General features: G+C 58.7%; 16 protein-coding genes. 14 read left to right on the top strand and 2 right to left on the bottom strand.

The window, feature by feature from the left end; translation table 11 throughout:
• The first annotated feature begins 8 nt into the window (after positions 1 to 8).
• The 4 genes from J5N58_RS20830 to J5N58_RS20815 all read left to right on the top strand — a co-directional run bounded on the left by J5N58_RS20830 (position 9) and on the right by J5N58_RS20815 (position 5,110).
• Positions 9 to 1,271 carry an HNH endonuclease gene (locus tag J5N58_RS20830; protein WP_342346011.1) on the top strand — a complete coding sequence of 421 codons (1,263 nt, stop codon included), beginning with the start codon at positions 9 to 11 and terminating at the stop codon, positions 1,269 to 1,271.
• Positions 1,272 to 1,625: 354 nt separating this feature from the next.
• Positions 1,626 to 1,838 carry a hypothetical protein gene (locus tag J5N58_RS20825; RefSeq protein ID WP_244712803.1) on the top strand — a complete coding sequence of 71 codons (213 nt, stop codon included), beginning with the start codon at positions 1,626 to 1,628 and terminating at the stop codon, positions 1,836 to 1,838.
• Positions 1,835 to 4,291 (top strand): AAA family ATPase, encoded by a 2,457-nt coding sequence (locus J5N58_RS20820; RefSeq protein ID WP_244712800.1) that lies wholly within the window; start codon positions 1,835 to 1,837, stop codon positions 4,289 to 4,291. The genes J5N58_RS20825 and J5N58_RS20820 overlap by 4 nt, the downstream gene beginning before the upstream one ends.
• Before the next feature lie 6 nt (positions 4,292 to 4,297).
• On the top strand, positions 4,298 to 5,110 hold the full coding sequence (locus J5N58_RS20815; RefSeq protein WP_244712798.1) for a hypothetical protein: 813 nt from the start codon (positions 4,298 to 4,300) through the stop codon (positions 5,108 to 5,110).
• An 862-nt stretch (positions 5,111 to 5,972) separates the two neighbouring features.
• Here J5N58_RS20815 and J5N58_RS20810 read toward each other — a convergent pair.
• Positions 5,973 to 6,368 carry a MerR family transcriptional regulator gene (locus J5N58_RS20810; protein WP_097143401.1) on the bottom strand — a complete coding sequence of 132 codons (396 nt, stop codon included), beginning with the start codon at positions 6,366 to 6,368 and terminating at the stop codon, positions 5,973 to 5,975.
• 69 nt (positions 6,369 to 6,437) lie between these two features.
• On the opposite strand from J5N58_RS20810, the gene J5N58_RS20805 reads away from it, so the two are divergent.
• Together J5N58_RS20805 and lspA are read left to right on the top strand one after the other, a co-directional pair.
• Positions 6,438 to 7,304, top strand: a complete 867-nt coding sequence (locus J5N58_RS20805) for a cation diffusion facilitator family transporter (protein ID WP_225341519.1) — start codon at positions 6,438 to 6,440, stop codon at positions 7,302 to 7,304.
• Positions 7,301 to 7,792, top strand: coding sequence for a signal peptidase II (gene lspA / locus J5N58_RS20800; protein ID WP_080843345.1), 492 nt, complete (start codon positions 7,301 to 7,303; stop codon positions 7,790 to 7,792). Before J5N58_RS20805 ends, lspA begins: the two co-directional genes overlap by 4 nt.
• A gap of 22 nt (positions 7,793 to 7,814) precedes the next feature.
• Here the strand turns inward: lspA and nadE are convergent, their stop codons facing one another.
• Positions 7,815 to 8,633, bottom strand: coding sequence for an ammonia-dependent NAD(+) synthetase (gene nadE / locus J5N58_RS20795; protein ID WP_230175143.1), 819 nt, complete (start codon positions 8,631 to 8,633; stop codon positions 7,815 to 7,817).
• Between the two features lie 204 nt (positions 8,634 to 8,837).
• On the opposite strand from nadE, the gene J5N58_RS20790 reads away from it, so the two are divergent.
• The 8 genes from J5N58_RS20790 (at position 8,838) to J5N58_RS20755 (ending at position 18,981) form a co-directional block, all read left to right on the top strand.
• Positions 8,838 to 9,200 (top strand): hypothetical protein, encoded by a 363-nt coding sequence (locus tag J5N58_RS20790; protein WP_225341520.1) that lies wholly within the window; start codon positions 8,838 to 8,840, stop codon positions 9,198 to 9,200.
• A gap of 123 nt (positions 9,201 to 9,323) precedes the next feature.
• Entirely contained in the window at positions 9,324 to 9,728 is a 405-nt protein-coding gene (locus J5N58_RS20785) for a FixH family protein (protein WP_080843343.1), read from the top strand.
• Positions 9,725 to 11,155, top strand: coding sequence for an efflux RND transporter periplasmic adaptor subunit (locus J5N58_RS20780; RefSeq protein ID WP_080843342.1), 1,431 nt, complete (start codon positions 9,725 to 9,727; stop codon positions 11,153 to 11,155). Before J5N58_RS20785 ends, J5N58_RS20780 begins: the two co-directional genes overlap by 4 nt.
• Positions 11,152 to 14,313, top strand: coding sequence for an efflux RND transporter permease subunit (locus J5N58_RS20775; protein WP_080843341.1), 3,162 nt, complete (start codon positions 11,152 to 11,154; stop codon positions 14,311 to 14,313). Before J5N58_RS20780 ends, J5N58_RS20775 begins: the two co-directional genes overlap by 4 nt.
• A 14-nt stretch (positions 14,314 to 14,327) precedes the next feature.
• Entirely contained in the window at positions 14,328 to 14,783 is a 456-nt protein-coding gene (locus tag J5N58_RS20770) for a DUF411 domain-containing protein (protein ID WP_244712796.1), read from the top strand.
• A gap of 259 nt (positions 14,784 to 15,042) precedes the next feature.
• Positions 15,043 to 17,649 (top strand): heavy metal translocating P-type ATPase, encoded by a 2,607-nt coding sequence (locus J5N58_RS20765; protein WP_290371393.1) that lies wholly within the window; start codon positions 15,043 to 15,045, stop codon positions 17,647 to 17,649.
• A gap of 120 nt (positions 17,650 to 17,769) precedes the next feature.
• Entirely contained in the window at positions 17,770 to 18,267 is a 498-nt protein-coding gene (locus J5N58_RS20760) for a copper chaperone PCu(A)C (protein ID WP_244712794.1), read from the top strand.
• Between the two features lie 129 nt (positions 18,268 to 18,396).
• Complete coding sequence (locus J5N58_RS20755; RefSeq protein WP_113465182.1) at positions 18,397 to 18,981, top strand: hypothetical protein; 585 nt, start codon at positions 18,397 to 18,399, stop codon at positions 18,979 to 18,981.
• Positions 18,982 to 19,012 lie beyond the last annotated feature (31 nt).

The following is a 19,012-nucleotide window of genomic DNA, read 5'->3' as shown; positions in this document are numbered from 1 at the left end:
CGCTGGCATTGTCCTTCCAGCTACGGAGCGAGGAGTGCATTTTGTCCGAAATATTCCCTAAGCGGCGTTGCATTTATTGCTTCCAAGAAAAACCGATTGAGGAGTTCTCCTTGGAGCACATTTGGCCCGATGCGCTGGGCGGAGCGCTCTGTGGTGACTTTTTCAAGACACGAGAGGTTTGCGAAAAGTGCAATAACGTATGCGGTCTCTTCGTCGACGGCGCGTTCATCAAAAGCTGGTTCGTGCAAATGGAGATCGCAAACCAAAGCTACCAATTCTTGAATCCATCCAAGCCGACCGCGGTGCCTTTGCACTATCTTGGTGTCGAGCCCAGTTTACCAACAGAGGAAGGAGAGATCTGCGAACGATGGCAGGGTCCTGCTGGCGAACGCATCTACCATTTTCACCTGGCTGACGAAGAACGCTGGGATACCTTCGCCGGGGGAGACACGATCCGCCGAAAGAAAAAGGATCCTGGACGGGCTTATCTGGCCTTTACGTCCTCCAACGAATATTGGTCTCTGACCGCGGCCCTCAGCTTCAAGCAACAATTCGCGAGGGCCAAAAGATGTGTACTTACCGAGGTCGCGATTGACGATCCAAAGTTCGCGCCGATTTTGCCGGTTCTTTTTTCTCAGGGAGATCCAGCGGATCCACAGCAGGCGCGAGACAAACGTGTCCTGGCGCACGCTCTCTCAAATAATGGCGTTCACACCCGGATACCTGTTCAGGCTGATTTCGATGGCCGATTCCTATGCAAGCTTGCGCTTGGCATTGGACATAGGATCTTCGGCAAACGTCATGGCGAGAGCCGCTATGGTACTGAGCTGCGCAAAGGTCTTTGGGCCAGGAATAGTCGCGAAAGGCGGGAGCTCCGGATTCGCGGAACGGGTATGCTCGGGGACGGGCGGGCCACGGTTGCTCAAGAGTTACGGGAATTCCTGACATGGCCTGGCGCTTGGACGATCTGCATTTGGAATCACGGCGATCGGCTTGCCGCGCACGTTCATAGTCCTGGCGGCACCAAGCTCTCGATCGTGATCGCAGAGGAGCTATCCAGCTACCCTGTGATCGATGCCGCAGACTATAGGGAGGGCCAGATCTACCTTATCTCACTGCCAGGAGAATCCTTCGTCGGTCCTCTGGCCTTGCCCGAAGTCCTCGCACACAAACTTGGAAACAGAGTTGTTCCCATCCTCCGCGAGATAGAAATGTCCAGGGACAATATGAGCCTGCTTCCACCGAAAAAGACATCGCCTCCCGCCGACTGAGTCAGAGCGCACCGCAGCACTCACTAGGAATGCAAAGCCGGTCGGAAGAACGGATGGCTCGGTTCGGACCGCTCAAGAGCAAAAAAGGGAAAAGCGGCAAGCCTGGTAAAGCTCCTTCATGCTGCCCATTCCACTACTGACGCTGCTAACCTTTAGGTCGGATTCGTATTCGGGACAAACACATGGCTTATCGCGTCCCAGATTTCTGACACGATGATCCATAGGAAGTTGGCCTTATTGGCGAAGGTGTGGTGACAAGGGGCCGCGGGCGCGCCTGTGTGGTGTCAACCAATACGTGAAAATGCTTCTTACACAAGGAGCCTTTCCTGCTACTCTGATTAGACGGGGGGAATAATGTTGGACACCACATCAAACGAAGACAGCGTTGTCGAGCCGACGGTACAAGTGAAGTCGGTCGCCGCCACTATCCTTGGCGAGTTCTTTGACGCCCTACAGGCAGAGGAAGGCTTTGAGGACGTCGCCAATAGGCTTCGCAAGGTAGTCCTCGAAGACGGTGTCTTCGCAGAGCCCTCGGTCCGCACCGCATTGTTTCCGGACGCATCATGATCCGGATCGAGAAAATACATATCCAAGAATTTCGTGGCATTCGGGAGTTAACCCTCGACCTCAAGGGGCAGAATTTTGCGGCCTGCGGCCCAAACGGGACAGGCAAGAGTGGTATCGTGGATGCGATCGAATTCGCTCTGACGGGCAATATCTCGCGCCTAGCCGGCACCGGGACCGGCGGTCTGTCCGTCAAGGCTCACGGCCCCCACGTCGATAGCCGCAACAAGCCGGAGGCAGCGTCGGTTACAATCGACGTCACCATCCCATCGTTGGGCAGCAAGAAGGCGCAAATCAGGCGGTCCGTGAAAACGGCGAACACGCCTCAGATCAACCCCTCCGACAAGGACGTCATAGCGGCCTTCGAGAGCGTGAACCTCCATCCGGAATTCGTCCTCTCACGCCGCGAGTTGATCCGATATGTGCTTTCGGAGCCTGGGCATCGGTCAAAAGAAGTCCAATCGCTGTTGCGCCTAGACGATATCGAGAAGCTGCGCGGCGTCCTGCAGAAGATTGCAAACTCTTGCTCCAGAGACCTGCCCGGCTTCGAACGAGCGGAGAAGGATGCTATAACCAATCTGCTCGCTGTCCTCGACACGGCACAGCTCACCAAGAAATCCGTCCTGGATGCAGTCAATCCTCGTCGCGAGATCCTCGGTCTTGCGCCACTCACCGATTTGGACGCCACTACATCGCTCAAGGACGGCTTGGGGACGGTCACGGCCATTGCACCAGGGCGCGTTCCCAAGATCCAGGCGACTGCCGACCTCACGACTCTACGGGAAGCGCTCCAGTCGCTCCAAACCGATTTCTTCAAGCAAGCCTGCGCGACGGCTGAGACAAACGCGGCCGAACTTGGGAAGGACGCGGACAGCATCGATGGTCTGTCTCGTGAATCCCTTCTTAAGTCGGCGCTGGACCTCTATGATGGCTCCGCTTGCCCCGTCTGCGATACCCCGTTCGAACCCGACGCCTTCACGGGCCATCTGGCTGGAAAGCTCGCGCATCTTGAGGATGTAAGCAAACGACGTGCCGCGATAGAATCGGAACTGAAGCCAATTCTCGATACGGTACACGCCGCAGGCACGGCCTTGAACACCATGATCGATCACGCCGGCATGTTCTCACCGAAGATCGACGCCACCGCGCTCGCTGAGTTCAGGTTTGTTCTTCGCGCACGATACCAGCAGCTTCAGAAGCTGCTGCCGCTTGATGACACCTGTGCAATACTGACCACGGCCCACAGCGTGCCGGATCTGGAGCCGTCGCTAACCTCGCTAGCTACCGCGATTGCAGCAATTCCCGAGCCTACCAAGCAAGACGCAGCGCGCGACTTCCTTGTCCTTGCGCACGAGCGACTGGATATCTACCGGACCGCAAAGCAGAAATACGCGGTCGGCAAGGTACACGCAGATCGGGCCTCGAAAGTCTTCAACACATACGGCACCGTAACAACGAATGCTCTGGAAAAGATCTACAAGGACGTCGAGACGACGTTTGCGACCTACTATCGCAAAATCAACGAGGACGATGAGAAGGCGTTTTCGGCGAAGTTGATACCCTCTATCGGCAAGCTAGGCTTCGACGTGGACTTCTATGGTCGCGGCCATTTTCCGCCGGGCGCCTATCATAGCGAGGGTCATCAAGACGGGATGGGACTTTGCCTCTATCTAGCGCTCATGAACCACCTGCTCGACCAGAACTTCACGTTCGCCGTCCTCGACGACGTCTTGATGTCAGTCGACTCTGGTCACCGCCGTCAGGTCTGCGCGCTCATCAAGGCGATGTTCCCGAACACGCAGTTCATATTCACGACCCACGACGAAATCTGGTTGCGGCATATGAAGTCGGAGGGTCTGATTAAAGGCCGCAACTTCGCTCATTTCCGGACCTGGACCGTAGATCTCGGACCGACCGAGTGGGATGATCGCGACGTATGGACAGAGTTGGAGGAGCATCTCGCCAAAAACGACGTGCGGGCTGCGGCAGCGCTGCTTCGCCATTACCTCGAGCATTTCGCCAAGGAGACTTGCGACCGTCTGCGTGCGAACGTCGAGTTTCGAGGTGACGCCCAATTCGCGCTGGGCGATCTTCTCCCCAATGCTACCAGCTCGTTGGGTGACCTGCTGAAAAAGGCAAAGGTCGCCGCCAACTCTTGGAATCAGAAGGAGGTCGTCGAGCGGATTGGCGCGATCGAGACAGCTTATATCGAGGCGAAGACCAATACCGGCTACGACAACTGGCAGATCAATACAGCCGTTCATTTCAACGAGTGGGCCGACCTCCAGAAGGAGGATTTCATGCCCGTCGTCGCGGCGTTTCGCGCATTCACCAGTTCATTTGGCTGTACCACCTGCGGCGAGTTGTATTTCGTAACTCCAGACCGAGGCAAAAAAGAAGCGTTGCGTTGCGGGTGCGGTACGCTCAACCTGAATCTCTTAAAGAAGGGCGACTAGTCAACTTTGACCGCAACCAATGAACACGGACCATCTTTAAGATATGTCGATCGAGACGCCCTTAAGAAGTTGGCTCAGGGGCTGACCTTCGATCTTCAGCAGTGCGAGCAGGTATTGGATAGCGCACTGATCGGCCTGAACACGCAGAATGGTTTGCCGGATAGGATGTTGGACTGGATTCGCGCCGGTGGCGTTGCGAGTGGCCCAGGACCTGTGGAGCCGAATGGACGGATCATTGTCGACATTGCGCAGACAACAAACTCTCGCGGACAGAGAGGCTATTTCGCGACAGTTCTCTGCAAGAACGATGAACAGGAGACCGCACCCGTTGTCTTCTTCTCGATGCAGTCGCCTACGCTGGACGTGCCTATGCGTGTCGAGGTCCCACTGCGGGCGCTGATGCTAGGCAATCCGCCGTTGGCAGACAGCTATACGCTTTATGTTCATGCATTGTGTTCCAGCGATGGCCCGACCTATGTTTATTATGGCATTACCAAGCGAGGCTGGAGCATCCGTTTCAATGAGCACACACGGGCCGCCGTCGCCCAAAGGTCGAAGCGCCTGCTGGCGCGGAAGCTCAACGAGCTAATCGATGCACGTGCGGCCGAATTGGCTGGACTGAGGGACGATCGCCCCAAGCTGGTTGGGCTTATCTCGTCTGTCTGCGGGACCGGCATGTCGCGGGAGGCTGCGCTCTTGGCCGAAGAACGCATGGTGGACAAATACAGCCTTGCCTCCAAGCACCCATATGGACTGAACATGATCCCCGGCGGCCTCGCGGGCATGCGGCACATCCGCCGCTTCTTGAGGGATCGTTAGTGAGCCATCTCAAGGGGATGGGTCAGCCGGTTTAAGCACGTAACATTCTTCAACAAGGCCGAGGCAGCTTTACACGGCCTATCTACCTCATCTGCTTTGCTCGGCGCCTGCGGCCTTCTCGCTCCCAGACGTATGACCTGGCGTCGAATGTCTTTCCATCATTCTCGGTACCTAGATACGAAATTTCCGTATTTTCAGATGTGACCATTCCCTGATTTCCAACCCCATTACGTGTTGGTCTGATACTCGCACAACCGTGATGGAGATGCGAAATGGATGACCTGACAATCGACGATACTTCTTACGCTCATCGCGGCGCTGTATTGGGCCCGCCTGCCTGGCTATTTCCGAAGAGAAACACCAAATCAAAGGCAGAATTTCACCTTGAACCTCTATAAAGCAATAGATTCAACCGGTTAGAGATACGAGGTCGAAGGTTCGAATCCCTTCAAGGCGTTCGATGCCAACAGCCGTCCATGCTTATCTGTTCTATCCCGGCAGACGGCAGAACTCGCCAGCCTTCAAGGTTATTGTCGAGGCGTTGAAGATTTGATGTGCCGATCAGCCGGTTGAGCTGCAAATGGCGAGCCTGATCCTCAGTTGAGCCACGCAAGCAGCCCAACCACGCCGACGGCCTGTCTTTGTGCGACTGCGTCTGGTACCGAGATTGCGTGAGTTTCTCCTCGAAGGCCGTGCTCCTCAATGTCCAGTTCCAACAACAATGACGGGCCGCTTAAAACACTGGCCGACGCTTTGCGACAGTCGGCTGCGCGACACCGAGACGCTGGGCAACATCCACTTGCCGGGCCTCGTCCGCCGGAACTGTCGGTTGAAGTCTGCCAACACAGTTTTGATGTCAGCCTCAGGGTCTTCCTCCCGCCATGGCGTCGATGATCCGGCAATCGGCCACCTGACCGAGACGGCATTCGGCTATCATCCGCCGCAGTTCCGTTTTCAGGTTCGTAAGACGGGCGATACGATCTTCCACGGCGTCGAGTTGGCTTTGGGCGATGCGGCTTGCATCCTCACACGATGCTTCCGGTTGTTCCTGGAGAGCCAGAAGAACGCGCACCGATGCCAGATCGAAACCAAGTTCCCGGGCATTCCGGATAAAGCACAGTCGTTGCGCGTCTGCTTCGCCATAGGTGCGACGGCCGTTGGACATCCTGGCTGGGATTGGGAGGACCCCGATGCGCTCGTAATAGCGAATAGTCTCTATGTTCACGCCCGATTTCTCGGATAAGTCGCCGATCTGCATTTTTCGTCTTGCTCCTGTAGTCACTACAGGTAGTACCATGGTCGAATTCGAATATCGAGGACCGACGAAATGGCAGCAGCTGCAACCGACACGATCCGCTATCAGGTGACGGGGATGGATTGTTCCTCCTGCGCCGCCAAGATCGAGGGGGCCGCGCGCAAGGTCGAAGGCGTGGCCGACGTGAAGGTATCGATCGCATCGCAGATTATGACACTGCAAGTTGACGAGCCGGCGAACCGCCTGCCTCTGCTGGAAAGCGCCATCACGGGTCTGGGTTATCAGCTTGACCGCATCGGCCCATCCAGCGACACGGCAGACGGCGATGACGACGACAGGATTCCGGACCTGTCGCATGTCACCCCGGCATATAAGAGGGCGCTCTGGATCGTCGTGCTGCTGAACGTTGGCTACGGAGTCGTTGAGATCGTCGGAAGCTTCCTCGCCGGCTCCCAGGCGCTACAGGCGGACGCCCTCGACTTCCTGGGGGACGGCATGATCTCATTCCTGGGGCTGGTCGCGGTCGGATGGGGCCTCGCCGCTCGCGCCAAGGCGGCTCTTCTACAGGGTGTTTTCCTCGGCCTGCTCGGACTTGGCGTCGTCGCGTCCACCATCTACAGGGTGTTTATCGAGCATCAGCCGGAATCCGTGCTCATGGGCGGCTTCGCGCTTGTCGCCTTCGTCGTCAACGTTCTGGCGGCCGTGGTGCTCATCCCGCACCGCAAGGGCGACGCGAACATGCGGGCGGTGTGGTTGTTTTCGCGAAACGACGCGATCGGCAATCTCGCGGTCGTGGCCGCCGCGGGCTTGGTCTGGTGGACGGGAACACAATGGCCTGACCTCGTGGTCGCGTTCGCAGTTGCAGGCCTCTTCCTTCAATCGGCGTGGTCGATCATCCGGGACGCAAGACAGGACCTCTCTGCGGCGAGGGACAGATGAGGGCGGTTGCTTCAATTGCCGTGGTCCTGGTCGGCGCGGCACTTGACCTGGGAGCGAAGGCGTGGGCGCGGGCGAGCCTTGAACCTTACGGCCCCCCCACGGACTTTCTGCCTTTGGTACCGTTGCGACTGACCTTCAACAAAGGCGTGTCGTTCAGCATGTTCGCTGTCGACGGCGAAATCGGCAAAGCAGTCCTGATCGGGGTTACGGGCATTATAACACTTGTCATCGCTATATGGGCGTATCGTTCGCGCGGCTGGCAACGGGCAGCCCTGTCGATGATCCTGGCTGGCGCGCTCGGAAACCTGATCGACCGCAGCATGAGGGGCGCCGTGACTGACTTCCTGAGCCTCCGCTTTGGTGAATGGGAGCCGTTCGTGTTCAATCCGGCCGATGTCTGGATTTCTTCAGGCGTGGCCCTTCTGTTGGTCCTGCAGACCACGCAAAGCGGAACCGCCGAGGTGGGCGACGGTACGTCAGCACGGTAACGGGGCCTAAGGGCCATTCCTGTCATTGCGGCGAGAGTGGCAGGGCGCGCTTGTGGGCCGTCGCGACGTGCGTCGCGAGGATGCGCTGAAACGCGGGTTCTCCGATCGGCTTTCCTTCCAGGAAGTCGTCGATGTCATCATACGTGACCCCGTAGACGTCTTCATCGGGCCGCAGCGGAGCGTCGGACTCCAGATCGGCGGTCGGCACCTTGAACACCAGGTCCCTCGGCGCTCCGAGATATTCGGCGAGCGCCCGCACGCGCCGCTTGGTCAGTCCGGAAAGCGGCAGGACGTCCGCAGCGCCGTCGCCGAATTTCGTGAAGAAGCCCATCAATGCCTCCGCCGCATGGTCAGTCCCGATCACCAGGCCACGAACCGCGCCGGCGAGCGCGTACTGGGCGATCATCCGCTGGCGCGCCTTGATGTTGCCAAGGTGGAAGTCCAGCCGAACGGTTTCGAACAGGTCGCCTGCGTCCCCGCAGACCTCGGCCATCATCGCGTCGGCTGCGGGCTTTATGTCGATGGTGACTACGCGGTCGGGGCCGATGGACGCGAGCCCTCTCTGAGCGTCGGCCTCGTCGGCCTGCGTGCCATAAGGCAGTCTGACCGCGATGAACTCCGCCTTATGCCCTCTGCCCCGGAGGCGGTTCACCGCAGTCTGGGCAAGCAGTCCCGCGGTGAGCGAATCCACTCCCCCGCTGATGCCAAGGACGAGCGCTCCGCACGACGAGGCTTGCATGTAATCCGCGAGGAAGGCCGTTCTGCGCTCGGCTTCCGCGGACGCGTCGAATTCCTTCGCTACTCCGAGCGCCTCGATAATCTGCAAATGTTGGTCACGCACGACAATCCTCCATAACAGCTGTGAAATCCAAACCAGGCGAGAAAGTTGCAACCTGCCGAATCCCGACTGTCTCGTGAACTTACATGGCTGCAGATCGACACGTAACCGGAGCAGGCGCGAAGTGCGTCGCTGTCGATAACGCACTTTTCCGTGAGACCTCTTCCAACCCCGATGTCTTCGTGCCAGACTATGCGGGTGAGGTTCATGAAGGTCATCCATCGACTGCTGTTCGTGACCGCCCTGCTGGGGATTGTGGTCGGTCCCTTGAGCATCGGGGCGGCGGACAGCGTAATGGCGGCCTCCGGACCCGCGATGCACGGCATGTCCGGCATGGAGATGTCAGGCGACATGCCGTGTTGCCCTGACGAAATGCCGGCCAAGCCCGACTGCAGCGGCAAGTCATGTCCTCTGGCCTTGGTGTGTACGACGGTGATCGTCGGCCAGGTGGCTAACCCGCATTCCTGGTCGTTGAATCTCGGTTGGGTCGCCCATCGGTTCCTCATTGCCCTTCATGCGGAGCTTGCCTCCTCACTGGTCGATCCGCCAGTACGTCCTCCGCGAGTCTGATCCCACGTCAGTGAACACGTCGTCGATCGGCGCGGTCGCAGGTCTTGCGTCCGTGCGGTACCGACGGCGATCCATTTTGACTGAGGACGCGGTCACGGACCCGTCCGGATGAGACATTGAATCATGGAAAATACCACCTTCAACGCGAGGACCGCGCTCCTCGCTGGCGCGATGCTGTTCAGCACCGCCACCGCTTCCTTCGCCGGAGCGCAGGACTACGAATTCCAAGCCGTGAACACGGACATCAAACAGGGACGAGGCTCGACCGTGTCGGTACGGCTGATCGACAAGCGGACGGGCAAGGCAGTCCCCGACGCCGTCATCTTCACAACGCGGATGGACATGGCTCCCGACGGCATGGAGATGATGACCACCACCGTGGAACCCTCACCCTCCACCGAGCCGGGCGTCTACGCCTTCACGACAAACCTTTCCATGGAAGGCGGATGGCGGTTCCAGGTCGCCGCCAAGGTTCAGGGCGAGCCTGAGACGGTCAAAGGCGAAGTCGTCTTCAAGGCTGTCCCGTGAGCACCTCGCGCATCATTGTCACGCTCTCCCTCGCCGCGATCGTCGGCGGGGGAGGCTATTGGGCGGGAAAGAACGATGTCGGTGCGTACCTGCGGCGATACGTTGAAGGCACCGGGATGGCCACCGAGGCTGAACCGCGACACGAAGGAACGGGAGCGGTGATCTACTACCGTCACCCGGACGGTATGGCCGAATACTCTGCCAAACCGACGAACACGGATGACGGGCGGCCATTCACACCTGTCCGGGCAAGCGAGGACATCAGCCTCGGCGCGAGCGGGGCGGTCCTGCCTGCGGCCGACACGTCATCAGTCACACCGGAACGGAAGGTCCTGTACTACCGCAACCCCATGGGCCTTCCCGACACGTCCAAGGTGCCGAAGAAGGATTCGATGGGGATGGACTATCTCCCTGTCTATGACGGCGAAGTCAGCGACAGTTCCACCGTCAAAGTGACGCTGGGCAAACTCCAGCGGACGGGGGTGAAGACCGCGCTCGCTGAAAGGATGAACGTCAGCCGGAAAATCCGAGTACCCGGAACCGTCGCACTCGACGAGCGCATGGTCAGCATCGTTTCCATGCGGGCCGACGCCTTTGTCGAAGACGTCGCGGACGTCACGACAGGAGACAGGATCACAAAGGGCGAGAATCTCTTTCACTTCTATTCGAAGGAGATCGCCACCGCCGGGGCCGAATATGCGACGGAGATGCGCAATGGCGGCAAGCCCGGGCCGGAATCTGGCTCTGCGCTCCGCCTGAAGAACCTTGGGGTGCCCTCGGCGACGATCGCCAGCATTGCGACTGAGCGAAAGGTCCCACAAAGCATTGCCTACACCTCGCCAAGGGACGGCGTCGTGTTGGAGCGCATGGCGGTCAGCGGCATGATGGCCGAGGCTGGAGACATTCTCTTCCGCATCGCTGACGTATCGAAGGTCTGGGTGATCGCCGACGTCCCCGAATACGAACTGGGCTCCGTTCGTATGGGTGCCAACGTTTCCGTCAGCGTCCGAAACGTATCCGGCACGATCTTCCGGGGAACGGTCGACCTCATCTATCCCGAGGTGCAGATGCAGACCCGCACGACAAAGATCCGGATTGAGCTTCCTAATCCCGAGGGGCAGCTGATGGCCAACATGTATGCGGAGGTGGAGATTGAAGCGGGAGCGGGAAACCCGGTCGTTGCGGTCCCCAACAGTTCAGTCATCGACACGGGCGATCGCCAGATCGTCTTCCTCGACAAGGGCGAGGGCAGGTTCGAGCCTGTCGATGTCGCTCTCGGTGTTCGAGGTGAAGACGTGACGCAGATAACCAAGGGTGTCGTCTCGGGTGACCGCGTGGTTGTGTCCGCCAACTTCCTTCTCGATGCGGAAAGCAACCTGAACGCCGCGCTCAGCGCCCTGACCGTTGACGACGAGGCGAAGCCATGATTGCCAACGTCATCGCCTGGTCGGCCCGCAACATTGTCCTCATTTTCGTCGGCGCGGCGCTGTCCATCGCGGGTGGTGTCTATGCGCTGCGCACGCTTCCGCTGGACGCCATTCCCGATCTCTCCGACGTACAGGTCATCGTCTTCACTGACTATCCGGGCCAGGCTCCGCAGGTCGTCGAGGACCAGGTTACGTATCCGTTGACGACCTCGATGCTGACAGTGCCCAAATCGAAGGTCGTGCGGGGGTTCTCGTTCTTCGGCGTGTCTTTCGTCTATGTGATCTTCGAGGACGGAACCGATCCCTACTGGGCGCGCAGCCGCGTGCTCGAATACTTGAACGCGGCCGCAAACCGGCTGCCTGACGGCGTGTCGCCAAGTCTCGGCCCGGATGCCACGGGCGTGGGCTGGGTCTACCAGTATGCCTTGGTCGCCAAGGAGCTGTCGCTCGCGGAGCTGCGTTCACTTCAGGACTGGGTAGTACGCTTCGCCGTCTCCAAGTCCGAGGGAGTGGCGGAGGTGGCCAGCGTCGGCGGCTTCGTCAAGCAATATTCCATCGTCGTTGATCCAGCCCGGCTAAGGGCCCAGAATGTCTCGCTTTCGGATATCGCCGATGCCGTGCGCTCCAGCAACCGCGATGTCGGCGGGCGCACGATCGAACTTTCCGAATTTGAGTTCATGGTGCGTGGCAAGGGCTACCTGCAGGGCATCAGGGACATCGAGAGCATTGTCCTGAACACCAGTGCGGGCGTTCCGCTGCGTCTGTCCGACGTTGCGAGAGTGGAATTGGTCCCGGACGAGCGGCGCGGGATCACAGAGCTGAACGGAGACGGCGAAGTCGCGAGCGGAATCGTCCTCCAGCGCGACGGCGCGAATGCGCTGACCGTCATCGAAAATGCGAAGGAAAGCTTGGCGGCGGTGCAGAGCAGTCTTCCGGCTGGTACCGAAATCCTGCCCGTCTATGATCGTTCGAAACTCATCGAAGCGGCAATCGAGACCTTGAAAGTCACGTTGATCGAGGAATCGATCGTGGTTGCACTGGTGACTATCGCCTTCCTTTTGCATATCCGAAGCGCGCTCGTGGCCATCATCATGCTGCCGATCGGCATTCTCATCGCCTTCATGGCCATGCGGGCGCTAGGTCTGGGAGCGAACATCATGAGCCTCGGCGGGATAGCTATCGCTATCGGTGCGATGATCGACGCGGCCATCGTCATGATCGAGAACGCCCACAAGCATCTGGAACGCGCGCCTCCTGACAAGCCTCGAGCCGAAGTGCTGATCGAGGCGGCAAGCGAGGTCGGCCCGGCGCTTTTCTTCAGCCTGCTGATCATCACGGTGTCGTTCCTGCCGATTTTTACGCTTGAATCGCAAGAGGGCCGCCTGTTCGGACCGCTCGCCTTCACCAAGACCTTCGCGATGGCGGCGGCAGCGCTGCTGTCCATCACACTTGTTCCGGCACTGATGATCCTGTTCGTCCGCGGCCGCATTGTCCCAGAACACAAGAATCCGCTGAACAGACTGCTGATCTGGATATACCGTCCGGTCATCGCGGGCGTCCTTAAGGCCAAGAGCCTGACAATCCTGGTAGCCATCGTGATCCTCGGGGTGACCGTCTGGCCCGTGCAGCATATCGGGAGTGAGTTCATGCCTGATCTCGACGAGGGCACGCTGATGTACATGCCGACAACGCTACCCGGCCTCTCGGTGACAAAAGCGGCGGAGCTCATGCAAACGCAGGATCGCATCATCAAATCTTTCCCCGAGGTCGAGTCGGTGTTCGGCAAGGCGGGTAGGGCGTTGACGGCAACCGATCCGGCTCCGACGGAAATGTTTGAGACCATCATCACCCTGAAACCCAAGTCCGAATGGCGGCCGGGCGTCACGTCTGACAGTCTGAAACAGGAGATGGACGCGGCACTTCAGTTTCCCGGTGTCTCCAACGCCTGGACGATGCCCATCCGCGCCCGCATCGACATGCTTTCGACCGGAATACGCACGCCCGTCGGCGTCAAGGTCTACGGGACCAACCTGAACGAGATGGAGAAGGTCGCTCGCGATATAGAGACCGTTCTCAAGGCGGTGCCGGGAACGTCGAGTGCCTACGCCGAGCGCGTCATCGGTGGATACTATCTCGATATCATCCCTGATCGCATGGCGCTCGGGCGCTATGGGCTTTCGATCGACGATGTCCAGGATGTCATCGGAATGGCCCTGGGGTCCGAGGTCGTGACCTCGACGGTGGAGGGCAGAGAGCGGTACGGCGTCGCCATCCGTTACCCAAGGGCTTTCCGAAGCGATCCCCAGTCCATCGCGAGGGACGTCCAGGTATCATTGCCCGGTGGCGGCACGGTTCCGTTGGGCGAGGTCGCCGAAGTCAAGCTCACGCGCGGTGCCACGACCATAAGGACGGAGAACGGCCAGCTCGCCGTCTATATCTTCGTAGACATCGCCAACCGCGACCTTGGGGGCTACGTTGCCGAAGCCCAAGAAGCCGTCGCGGCGAGCGTCGAGATGCCCACGGGCTATTCCGTCGCATGGAGCGGGCAATTCGAATATCTGGAACGGGCAAAGGACCGGCTAATGATCGTCGTCCCGCTGACGCTGGCGCTGATCTTCCTGTTGCTCTACCTGAACTTTAAGGCATTGACCGAAACACTGATCGTCATGCTGTCTCTGCCGTTCGCTTTGGTCGGCGGCATCTGGATGATGTGGTGGCTGGGCTTCAACGCTTCCGTCGCCGTCGCGGTCGGGTTCATCGCGCTTGCAGGCGTGGCGGCCGAAACCGGTGTGATCATGCTGATCTATCTCGACCACGCGCTCAGGGACGAGAAGGCCAAATCCAAGGCCGAGGGCAGGGCATTCGAAAAGGAAGACCTCGACAGGGCGATCATGATCGGGGCGGTCGAGCGTGTTAGACCGAAGATGATGACCGTCGTGGCGATCATGGCGGGTCTCGTGCCTATCCTCTGGAGCACGGGAGCGGGGTCGGAAATCATGCAGCGGATCGCCGTGCCGATGATCGGCGGCATGGTATCATCGACGTTGCTGACGTTGATCGTGATTCCCGCCGTCTACGGCTTGGTCAAGGGCTACGGGTTGAAGCGAGCACGCGAGGTGAGCCAGTTTCCGGCTTCCGTAACGGCAGAAGCTTTTTGAGAAGGAGAACGACGATGAATCGAAGAAAATTCCTTTGCACCCTGGTCGCTGTCGCAGCGTTGCCCGTCACTGGAACGGCGCTGGCGGCAGGTGAAGGCATGATCGTGTATAAGGACCCCAACTGCGGCTGTTGTTACGCGTGGGCTGCGGCAATGACAAATGCTGGGTTTGTGGTGAAGGCCGAAGAGGTAGTCGACATCGAGGTCGTGAAGGACCGTTTCAATGTCCCGACCGACCTCCGTGGCTGCCACACCGCCGTAGTCGCAGGCTACTACCTGGAGGGACATGTGCCACTACAGGCGGTGACGAGGTTGTTGGCCGAAAAACCGGACTTGGCAGGTCTGTCTGTTCCGGGCATGCCTGTCGGTTCGTTGGGCATGGGAGACAGCCCCAGCGCTTCGTACGACGTCATGTCCGTTGGAAGGGACGGCATTCGTACCCTCTACCAAGCGGTGAGGCCTAAGATCTAACCGTAGGATGGGATGACGTTTCAGGTAGCAGCGCTTTTGGGTGCGTCTGCCATCGAAGTCATCGCGGTGGTTAGTGGCCACGATCGGTGTGACCCTACCCGCAGGTCTGGTTGATGGGCAGAAGGTTCGAATCTCTTCAGGCTACAAGGCAGTTTGAGCTTGCCGGCTGAATTGATCCGTCTCTCGATTGAGAGATTTTTCTTGTATCTCTAGTAGCTAGAGGTCGTACGGTTGATTTTTCACATTGTGAGGATTTCCCGTGAGCAACTCGTTACACACTCGTTTCCGGGTAACCGGAATGGATTGCGCCTCGTGTGCAAACAAGATCGACACCGCCGTAAAACGTATTCCGGGCATTCAAGAGGTGTCTGTATCTGTCACCGCCGGCACAATGACAGTCGAGCACGATGAGATCAGCGTTCTGGACACGATTCGCAACAAGCTGTCGGGCCTAGGCTATCAGGCCTTCCTGATCTCAACAATTTCCAAAACCGTTGGGAAACCCGTCCATAAACACGGACCGGATTGCATGCGCGATCACCTACATGCAGAGCCGCACGGACAGTCCAGTCATGATGATCGTTCGGATCATGGCGCCCATTGCACTGGGCATGATCATGAGCCCGATCGCGTCGCGCCTTCAGATGATGTGGCACCCCCTATCCTGCAGGCACGTTTCCGTATCGGCGGAATGGATTGCGCGTCATGTGCTTCCAAGATTGACACGGCCATCAGACGGATGGACGCTGTCGATGACGTCTCCGTGTCGGTCACGGCCGGAACCATGACGGTCAAACATCGGCAGTCAGCGGATATCAAAGCGATAGAAAAACGGGTCTCCAGTCTCGGTTACACGATCGTTCCCATGCCAGGAACGGACAGGCGCACATCGTCCACGACCCAAGAGGGTTCTGACAACGCCCACGCTGGACACGACCATGGATCGAAAAGCGCGGCGCTGGACAAAGTTGAGGGACTCCACGGTCACGATCACGGTTCTTCCGAAGGTCCTTGGTGGGCGAGCAAGAAGGGGCGTCTGACGATCTTCGCGGGTGGATCGCTAGCTGTCGCTTATGGCATTGGGTACATGTTCCCAGCGATCGAAACATATGCCTACACGATTGCAATGCTTGTCGGCCTCGTGCCGATCGCCCGAAGGGCTATCATGGCCGCGCTGGCTGGCACGCCATTCTCCATCGAGATGCTGATGACGATCGCCGCTGCTGGCGCACTGGTCATTAACGCAACCGAAGAGGCCGCTGCGGTCGTCTTCCTTTTTCTGGTTGGCGAACTGCTTGAAGGCGTTGCCGCCGGAAAGGCGCGCGACAGCATCAAGTCCCTTACGGCGCTCGTTCCCAAGACGGCGTTATTGGAGGAAGGCGGCGAGACCCGCGAGGTGCCAGCCGAAACTCTTGCGGTTGGTTCAATCATACTGGTCCGCCCTGGTGATCGGATCTCCGCCGATGGTGTCATCGTTGCAGGCGAAAGTTCGATCGACGAGGCGCCCGTGACCGGGGAAAGTGTGCCTGTTCTCAAGGCCGTCGACGACATTGTTTTTGCGGGCACCGTAAATGGTGATGCGGTTCTGCGTGTCAGGGTCACGGCCGCAGCCGCAGACAATACGATCGCCCGTGTCGTTCGTCTCGTCGAGGAAGCGCAGGAATCCAAGGCTCCGACTGAGCGCTTTATTGACCGTTTCTCCAAATACTACACTCCTGGCGTGGTTGTCGTTGCCGCTTTGGTGGCAGTCATTCCTCCGCTGTTTGCGGGTGGAATATGGAGTGAGTGGGTTTACAAGGGGCTTGCCGTGCTGCTGATCGGCTGCCCATGCGCACTTGTCATTTCGACCCCGGCTGCGATCGCTGCATCACTGTCGTCGGGCGCGCGCCGCGGCCTGCTCCTCAAAGGCGGCGCCGTTCTAGAAGGTCTTGGCGAGCTTACGGCGATTGCTTTCGACAAGACTGGCACGCTCACCGAAGGCAAACCGCAGGTGACTGATGTGGTCGCGTTCGGCCGGGAAAGTGAGGACGTCCTTCGGTTTGCCGCAGCGCTTGAAGTGGGATCCAGCCATCCTCTCGCCCTTGCGATCTTAAGCAAAGCCAAGGAGGAAGGCATCGTACCGCCCACGGGGACCGATGCGAAGGCTCTCGGCGGCAAGGGTGTTTCCGCCATCGTGGACGGCGTTGAGGTCTTTTTTGGCTCGCCCAGGGCTGCAGCAGAGCGAGTTCCGGTTCCAGTTGCTCACTTGGAGAAGATCACGTCTCTCAACGATGAAGGAAAGACCGTGTCTGTACTGGTCATTGGCGATGTTCTCGCTGGTGCCATTGCCATGCGCGACGAGCCTAGAGCCGATGCTGTTGCGGGTCTCAAGGCCCTGACGGATGCAGGCATAAAGACGATCATGCTGACAGGCGACAACAAGCGGACTGCCACCGCCATCGGTGCGCAACTCGGCATCGAGGTCCGTGCGGAGCTGATGCCTGAAGACAAGCAGCGGATCGTGGGCGAATTGAAGAAAGAGGGCTATGTTGTCGGCAAGATCGGCGATGGGATCAACGACGCGCCAGCGCTAGCGGCAGCTGATGTCGGGATTGCTATGGGTGGTGGAACGGACGTGGCGCTGGAGACGGCAGACGCCGCGGTTCTCCACGGCAGGGTGGCTGATGTCGCCCTTATGATCGATCTCTCGAAACGTACTATGCGCAACATTTTCCAGAACATTACCATCGCTTTGAGTTTGAAGGTGGTATTTTTGGTGACGACTATCCTGGGCATCACGGGCCTGTGGCCTGCAATTCTTGCCGATACAGGTGCGACAGTCCTTGTAACCATGAATGCGTTGCGGTTGTTACGTCCCATTCGCTGAACGCGGCGCCACCGGCGTTCCAGGTCTCTTTCAACTTGTCGTCATGCCAACCTGTTCAGACCTCTCAAGAGATGACGGTTTCGGATCTGATGTATCCCACTAACTATGCGGAGAAATTACGTGCAATTTCAAAAAACACTGGCTTTTGGGCTCGTTGCCTTGACGTGCGTGACTGCGTCTTTCGGTCCTGCATCGTCTCATGATTTTACGGTAGGGAGCCTGGAGATAAAGCATCCGTGGTCCTTAAAGGCTCCTGTGGTTGCTCCGGTTCTTGGCGGTTATCTGACGATCGTCAACACGGGCACGACGGATGATCGCCTTCTTGGAGGAAGCAGTCCGGTCGCTGAGCGGTTTGAAATCCACGTATCATCTGTCGTCGACGGAGTGGCGCGTATGCGACCCGTCAAGGAAGGCATCACAATAAGCGCCGGCTCCACTGTGAAGCTGGAGCCGGGCGCCGCACACATCATGTTTGAAAAACCGACGCAGCGTCCGGCGGAGGGTGAGAAGTTCAAGGCAACGCTGCAGTTCCAGAAGGCAGGGGCCGTGGAAGTGGAGTTTGTCGTCCAAAAAGGTGCAACAGCAAACTCGGATGACCACGCCGGGCACACCCCGTGATCCTCAGTGAACGCGTGTTGGCTGCAGGCGGGTGCTCTGCGGGGAACCTCGATTAACCTTTTTGCTTCATTCGGTTTCAAGACTTCGGTGGTTAGATCTGGGCATAGGCTCCCACCGAAGGTTTTCTCCATGCAGGAACGAAGACGGCGCATCTTAAGGATCAGCTTGGCGGTTTTATTCGGAGCACTTTGCGTCGGCGTTGCCGGTGGTGCGGCTGCAGTCTATTATGGTCCAGAAGAGCTTTTGGGTTTATCGGCTGAGAAGAGCGGTGCCGAGTGTCAGACCGTCGCCACAGCCAAGGCGAGGGATCGCGACGGCATCTGGATCCGGCAGTTCATCGTCACAGAGCCAGTGGATGAACAGGTCCGTCTTCGGACCGCCCTGCGTGTTGCCGAATCTCTTCGCAAGGTCGAGGCGGGTCATCTCATCCAGATTTCCGTTCTGGACAGCAAAGGGCCAACCACGGTCTCCGGAATGCGCGGTCGGGCAATCGGCGCCCAGGTGATCCTCATTCCCAGTCCAGTTAGTGACGCAGAAAAGCAAAAAGGCGAATTCTCCGGGTTTTCTATAGAAGGTGGAGCTGGGTCAGACGGCGAGTTTCACGGTCTACGCTTCAATGCCAAACCGGAAGATCTGGCAGCAATCGCCGCCGGCATTGATGACGCGACAGGCTGTTCAAACGATTTGGAAATGCCGGCCCCTGCTAAAAGCTGAAGCACAGCCGAAGATTCGAGCATCGACGTGC

Source organism: Paenirhizobium cremeum (genome assembly GCF_022884085.1).
GTDB classification, from domain to species: Bacteria; Pseudomonadota; Alphaproteobacteria; order Rhizobiales; family Rhizobiaceae; genus Allorhizobium; species Allorhizobium cremeum.
This window is presented reverse-complemented; position numbering and strand designations above follow the sequence as displayed.

Coding starts and splice junctions, on each gene's coding strand:
- J5N58_RS20825 (WP_244712803.1), top strand. CDS start 1,626: ATGTTGGACACCACATCAAACGAAGACAGCGTTGTCGAGCCGACGGTA.
- J5N58_RS20820 (WP_244712800.1), top strand. CDS start 1,835: ATGATCCGGATCGAGAAAATACATATCCAAGAATTTCGTGGCATTCGG.
- J5N58_RS20810 (WP_097143401.1), bottom strand. CDS start 6,368: ATGCAGATCGGCGACTTATCCGAGAAATCGGGCGTGAACATAGAGACT.
- J5N58_RS20805 (WP_225341519.1), top strand. CDS start 6,438: ATGGCAGCAGCTGCAACCGACACGATCCGCTATCAGGTGACGGGGATG.
- lspA (WP_080843345.1), top strand. CDS start 7,301: ATGAGGGCGGTTGCTTCAATTGCCGTGGTCCTGGTCGGCGCGGCACTT.
- J5N58_RS20790 (WP_225341520.1), top strand. CDS start 8,838: ATGAAGGTCATCCATCGACTGCTGTTCGTGACCGCCCTGCTGGGGATT.
- J5N58_RS20785 (WP_080843343.1), top strand. CDS start 9,324: ATGGAAAATACCACCTTCAACGCGAGGACCGCGCTCCTCGCTGGCGCG.
- J5N58_RS20775 (WP_080843341.1), top strand. CDS start 11,152: ATGATTGCCAACGTCATCGCCTGGTCGGCCCGCAACATTGTCCTCATT.
- J5N58_RS20770 (WP_244712796.1), top strand. CDS start 14,328: ATGAATCGAAGAAAATTCCTTTGCACCCTGGTCGCTGTCGCAGCGTTG.
- J5N58_RS20755 (WP_113465182.1), top strand. CDS start 18,397: ATGCAGGAACGAAGACGGCGCATCTTAAGGATCAGCTTGGCGGTTTTA.